This is a genomic window from Nocardia carnea, assembly GCF_029869215.1.
GTDB lineage: Bacteria > Actinomycetota > Actinomycetes > Mycobacteriales > Mycobacteriaceae > Nocardia > Nocardia carnea_B.
In genome coordinates this window covers 1-5,586 of the sequence record NZ_JARWPM010000299.1, presented here as the reverse complement: position 1 = coordinate 5,586, position 5,586 = coordinate 1, and the positions used below count along the sequence as shown (strand labels likewise).

The following is a 5,586-nucleotide window of genomic DNA, read 5'->3' as shown; positions in this document are numbered from 1 at the left end:
CGGGGTCGGTCGTATACGCGGTGGGGTGGGTTTTTGTATGAGGCGGGTGAGTTCGATGCGGGGTTTTTCGGTATCGGTCCGCGTGAGGCGTTGGCGATGGATCCGCAGCAGCGGATTTTGTTGGAGGTGGCGTGGGAGGCGTTGGAGGATGCGTGGATTGATCCGTTGTCGTTGCGGGGTAGTGGTACCGGGGTGTTCGCGGGCGTCATGTACCACGACTACATGTTCCTCGCGGCGACCAGCGACCGTCGCGCCGAACTGGAGGGCTACCTGAGTGTGGGCGGCGGCGGCAGCGTCGTCTCCGGTCGTATCTCCTATGCGCTGGGGCTGGAGGGTCCGGCGGTGACGGTGGATACCGCGTGTTCGTCCTCGCTGGTGGCGATCCATCAAGCGTGCCAAGCACTTCGGTCCGGTGAATGCTCGCTGGCGATGGCGGGTGGCGTCACCGTGCTCGCGACCCCGGCCATGTTCGTGGAGTTCTCCCGGCAACAGGGGCTCGCGCCGGACGGCCGGTGCAAATCCTTCGCCGAGGGCGCGGACGGCGTCTCATGGGGTGAGGGTGCGGGGCTGGTGGTGCTGGAGCGGTTGTCGGACGCGCGGGCGGCGGGGCGTCGGGTCCTGGGTGTGGTGCGGGGGTCGGCGGTGAATCAGGACGGTGCGTCGAACGGTTTGACCGCCCCCAACGGGCCGTCGCAGGAACGGGTGATCCGGGCGGCGCTGCTGAGCGCGGGGCTGGGCGCCGGGGATGTGGATGTGGTCGAGGGGCACGGGACGGGGACCTCTCTCGGCGATCCGATCGAGGCGCAAGCATTGCTGGCGACCTATGGGCGCGGGCGGACCGCGGGACGTCCGTTGTGGCTGGGGTCGGTGAAGTCGAATATGGGCCATATGCAGGCGGCTGCGGGGGTGGCCGGTGTGATCAAGATGGTGGAGGCGATGCGGCACGGTGTGCTGCCGCGAACACTGCATGCGGGGATGCCGAGTTCGCATGTGGATTGGTCTTCGGGTGGGGTGGAGTTGCTGTCCGAGTCGCGGCCGTGGCCGTCCACGGGTGCGCCGCGGCGGGCGGGGGTGTCGTCGTTCGGGATCAGCGGGACCAACGCGCATGTGATTCTGGAGGAGGCGCCGCCGGGCACGGTATCCGGTCCGGCCCGGAATTCCTCTGCTGCCGTGCCGGTTTCGGTGACCGGTCCGGGTTCGCAGGACGCGGAGGCCGTTTCCGCGGAGCACGCCGACCCGGTACCTAGGGGTACGCTGGCCGCCGCGGCGGGTGCGCGTCTCCCGTTGGTGCCCGGACTGGTCTCCGGCCGGTCCGCCGAGGGCGCCGTGGACCAGGCGCGGCGGATGCGGACCGAACTCGCGGACCGGTCCGCGCGCGCGGTGGATATCGGGTTGTCCCTGGCGACGACGCGGGCACAGTTACCGTGGCGGTCGGTGATGTTCGCCGGAGCGGACGGGGCATGGGGGCCGGCGTCGGAGCCGGTCCGGATGCGGCCCGGGAAGACGGTGATGGTTTTTCCGGGTCAGGGGTCGCAGTGGGCGGGTATGGGGAAGGAGTTGTTCGAGGCTTTTCCGGTCTTCGCGGATGCGGTGCGGGAGATCTGTGATCCGGAATGGCTGTTTTCCGGCGGTACGGACTTGGACCGTACCGAGAACACGCAGTTGGCGGTGTTCGCGGTGGAGGTGGGGTTGTATCGGTTGCTGGAGTCGTGGGGTGTGGTGGCCGATGTGCTGGTGGGGCATTCGATCGGGGAGATCGTGGCGGCGCATGTGGCGGGGGTGCTGTCGGTGGCGGATGCGGTGCGGGTGGTGCGGGCTCGTGGCGGGTTGATGGCGGCGTTGCCGGGTGGGGCGATGGTGGCGATCGAGGCGGCGGAGCCGGTGGTGGTGGAGGGTCTTCCGGTGGGTGCGTCGGTGGCGGCGGTGAATGCGCCGGGGTCGGTGGTGGTGTCGGGGCCGGAGTCGGTGGTCGGTGCGGTGGAGCGGGTGTGGCGGGAGCGGACTCGGGTGCGGCGGTTGGCGGTGTCGCATGCGTTTCATTCGGCGATGCTGGAGCCGATGCTGGACGATTTCGCGTCGGTGATGGCCGAGGTGACCTTGCGTCCGGCACGGATTCCGATTGCCTCGAATGTGACCGGCGCCGTGGAAACGGAGCTGTTCACCGATCCGAAGTACTGGGTCCGCCATATTCGGGAAACGGTGCGGTTCGCCGAGGGGATCGCGGCAGTCCGTGCGATCGGCGGATCGCGGTTCCTGGAAGTGGGCCCGGACGCGGTGCTGTCGGCAATGATTTCGCGCATGGTCGGCGACGATGCCGCGGTGATCGCCACCCAGCGCCGCGGGCGGGAATCGGCGTCCGGTGTGGTGCGTGCCGTGGCCGAAGCGCATTGCCACGGGGTGCGGGTGGACTGGGACAGATTCTTCGCCGGTACCGGCGCCCGCGTCGTGGACCTGCCGGCCTATGCGTTCCGCCGCCGGCGGTACTGGCCCACGGCGGCGGCCGCGGTCGCCGATGTCGGCGGGATGGGTTTGGACCGTATCGAGCACGCGTGGCTGTCGGCGGTGGTGACCGCCGCGGAGTCCGGAGAACGTCTGCTGACCGGCCGGCTGTCGGTCGCCTCGCATCCGTGGCTCGCTGACCACGTGGTACTGGGCTCGGTACTGCTTCCCGGGACAGGTCTGGCCGAAATAGCCGCTGCCGCAGGCGAATATGTCGGCTGTCCGGATCTTTCCGAGCTGGTGCTGGAAGCGCCGCTCGTGTTCGACCGTGCGGTTCCGGTGTTCCTGCAAGTCCGTGTGGGCGCCCCGGGAGACGACGGGTCGTGCGCGGTGACCGTGTACTCCCGGCCCGAGGAGGATTCCCGGGACGGCACGAACGTGACGTGGGCGCGCCACGCGGTGGGCGCGGTACGTCCCGCCGGTGCGGTCCCGGAGGATTCGTCCGAGGTATGGCCGCCCCCGGGCGCGGTGGCGGTGACCGCGGACGATCTGTACCGGGAACTCGGGGAGGTCGGATTCGAGTACGGGGAGCGGTTCCGCGGTGTGCGGGGGATATGGCGCGGCGGGGACGAGGTCTTCTGCGAGATCGCGCTGCCGGCCGGTATGGGCGGCCGGGGATTCGGTGTGCATCCGGTGCTGTTCGACGCGGCGTTCCACCCGGTGGTCGCGGAGGGCGCCGCCGCCGCGCCGGGCGAAGGAGTGTTGCTGCCCTTCGTCTTCCGGGGCGTCCGCGTGTTCCGGCGCGGCGCGGAGACCGTCCGGGTCCGGATGCGGATAGCCGAGGGTGGTGTGACCCACCTGGTGGCCCGGGACGAAGCCGGCCGCGCGGTGTGGTCGATGGAGGAGCTGGCGGTGCGCCGGGCGGATGTGGCGGCGCTGCGCTCCGCGGGCGCCGCGGATATCCTGCTGACCCCGGTGTGGCGGCCGGTACCCGCACCGGCGGCCACACCGGTCCCCTCCGGTATCGCGGTCGTGGGCGCGGTGCCCGCGGATTGCCTCGGGACTCTCGACATCGGCGGCCGCTATGCGGACTTCGCCGAACTGTCCGCGGCCGTGGCCGAAACCTCCTGGCCGGCGACCGTCCTGTGCGCGGCGCCGGACACGACCCCCGGCAGCGACCCCGAGTCAGTGCGGGCCGCCGTCACCGCGCTGCTGGATCTGCTCCACGCGTGGCTGGCGGAGCCACGCACCGCGCGGGCTCGCCTGGTGGTCGTCACCCGGAACGCTTTCGGCGTCGAAGGCGACGCCCCGGGCACCCCGGCCGGGGCCGCTCTGGGCGGCCTGCTGCGGAGTGCTCAGAGCGAGCATCCGGGCCGGTTGTTCAGCGTCGACCTCGACGAGGACGGTGCTCCGGACTGGCCGTTCCTGCTCTCGGCGCCGGAAGCGCGGCTGGCGGTCCGGGGCGGGACCGTGTACACCGAACGTCTCGTCCGGTCCCGACCACCGGGGGAGCCCGTGGAATTCGGCGCGGGCGCAGTTTTGATCACCGGTGGTACCACCGGCCTCGGCGCCGCGCTGGCCCGGCATCTCGTCGGCGAATACGGTATCCGGCATCTGGTGCTGGTCTCCCGCCGCGGCCGCGCGGCGGAGGGGGCGGCCGCACTGTGCGGCGATCTGGAAGCGGCAGGCGCCACGGTCGATGTGGTCGCGGCCGATGTCTCCGACAGGGCGGCGGTCCGCGATCTCATCGGATCGATACCGCGACTCACCGCGGTGGTGCATGCCGCGGGCATTCTCGCCGATGCCACGGTCGAATCCCTGACCGCCGACCGGATAGACCAGGTGTTGCGGCCGAAGGCCGACGCCGCCCTGCACCTCGACGAGGCCACGCGCGACCGTGAACTGTCGGCGTTCGTGCTGTTCTCCTCGGCGGCTCCGCTTCTGGGCGGTGCCGGCCAGGGCGGTTACGCCGCCGCCAACGCGGTGCTGGACGATCTGGCCCGTGCTCGTCGCGCCCGCGGACTGCCCGGCACCTCCTTGGCGTGGGGGCTGTGGGGTGCCGGCGCCGGTATGGCCGGTGCGGCCGATCCCGCCGAGTTCGCGCGTCTGGCCCGAGTGATCCGCGATCGCCTGGGGTTGTATCCCTTGACGGTCCCCGAAGGGCTGGCTCTGTTCGATGCCGCGATGGCCACCGGTACACCGGTGGTGGCCCCAGTGAAACTGGACTTTCCCGGGCTGCGGACCGCGGCGCGCAACGGCCGATTGCCGCCGATGTTGCGCGACGTGATCGGCGTGACCCCGGGGGCGGTGTCCCAGGCGTCTCTGGCCCGCGACCTCGCCGGCCGGACCGGACGGCAACGTGAAGCCTACGTGCTGGACCTGGTCCGTTCGCGCACCGCCGCGGCGCTCGGCCACTCCGGGCCGGACGCGGTGGACCCGGAGTTGTCGTTCCAGGACCTCGGATTCGATTCGCTGGCGGGCATAGAACTGCGCAACGGCATCGAGCAGGCCACCGGGATCACCCTCTCGGTCACGGTCGCCTTCGACCATCCGACGCCCGCCGCGGTCGCCCGCCACCTGCTGGAGCAGGTGGCGGTGGAGGAACCGGCCGCCGCGACGATGACCGACCAGGAATTGCGCTCGGCGCTGCGCACCGTGCCGCTCGAGCAGTTGCGGCGCGCCGGGATCGTGGAGCTACTGGCCGGTGTGGTCGGCGCGGGTGCCGGCCCGCCGGCGGCGGATACGCCGGCGGATCCGGACGCCATCGCCGAGATGGATGCCGGGCAATTGATCGAATTCGCCTCCCGCTACGACCTGGGGACCCAATGATGAACCGGCGGAGCGCGCGCAGCGATTGTCGTCCGAGGAGAACCGATGGCTGACCCACAGCAACAGATCGTCGACGCCCTGCGGAAATCCATCACCGAGGCCGAGCGGCTGCGCGCGGAGAACCGCAGACTGGCCGCGGAACGGTCGGAGCCGATCGCGATTGTGGGTGTGGGGTGCCGTTTTCCGGGTGGGGTGGGTTCGCGGGGTGGGTTGTGGGATGTGGTGTCGGGGGGTCGGGATGTGATCGGGGAGTTTCCGGTGGATCGGGGGTGGGATCCGGGTGTTTTCGATGCGGATCCGGGTGTGCGGGGTCGGTCG

General features: G+C 70.9%; 2 protein-coding genes. Both read left to right on the top strand.

Features of this window, described 5'->3' with window-relative positions:
- Positions 1-5,268: type I polyketide synthase (locus QH276_RS21210; protein WP_280406870.1), on the top strand; the 5,268-nt coding region annotated here is incomplete at its 5' end.
- Between the two features lie 45 nt (positions 5,269-5,313).
- A partial coding sequence (locus QH276_RS21205; protein WP_280406869.1) for a beta-ketoacyl synthase N-terminal-like domain-containing protein occupies positions 5,314-5,586 on the top strand: 273 nt, incomplete at its 3' end.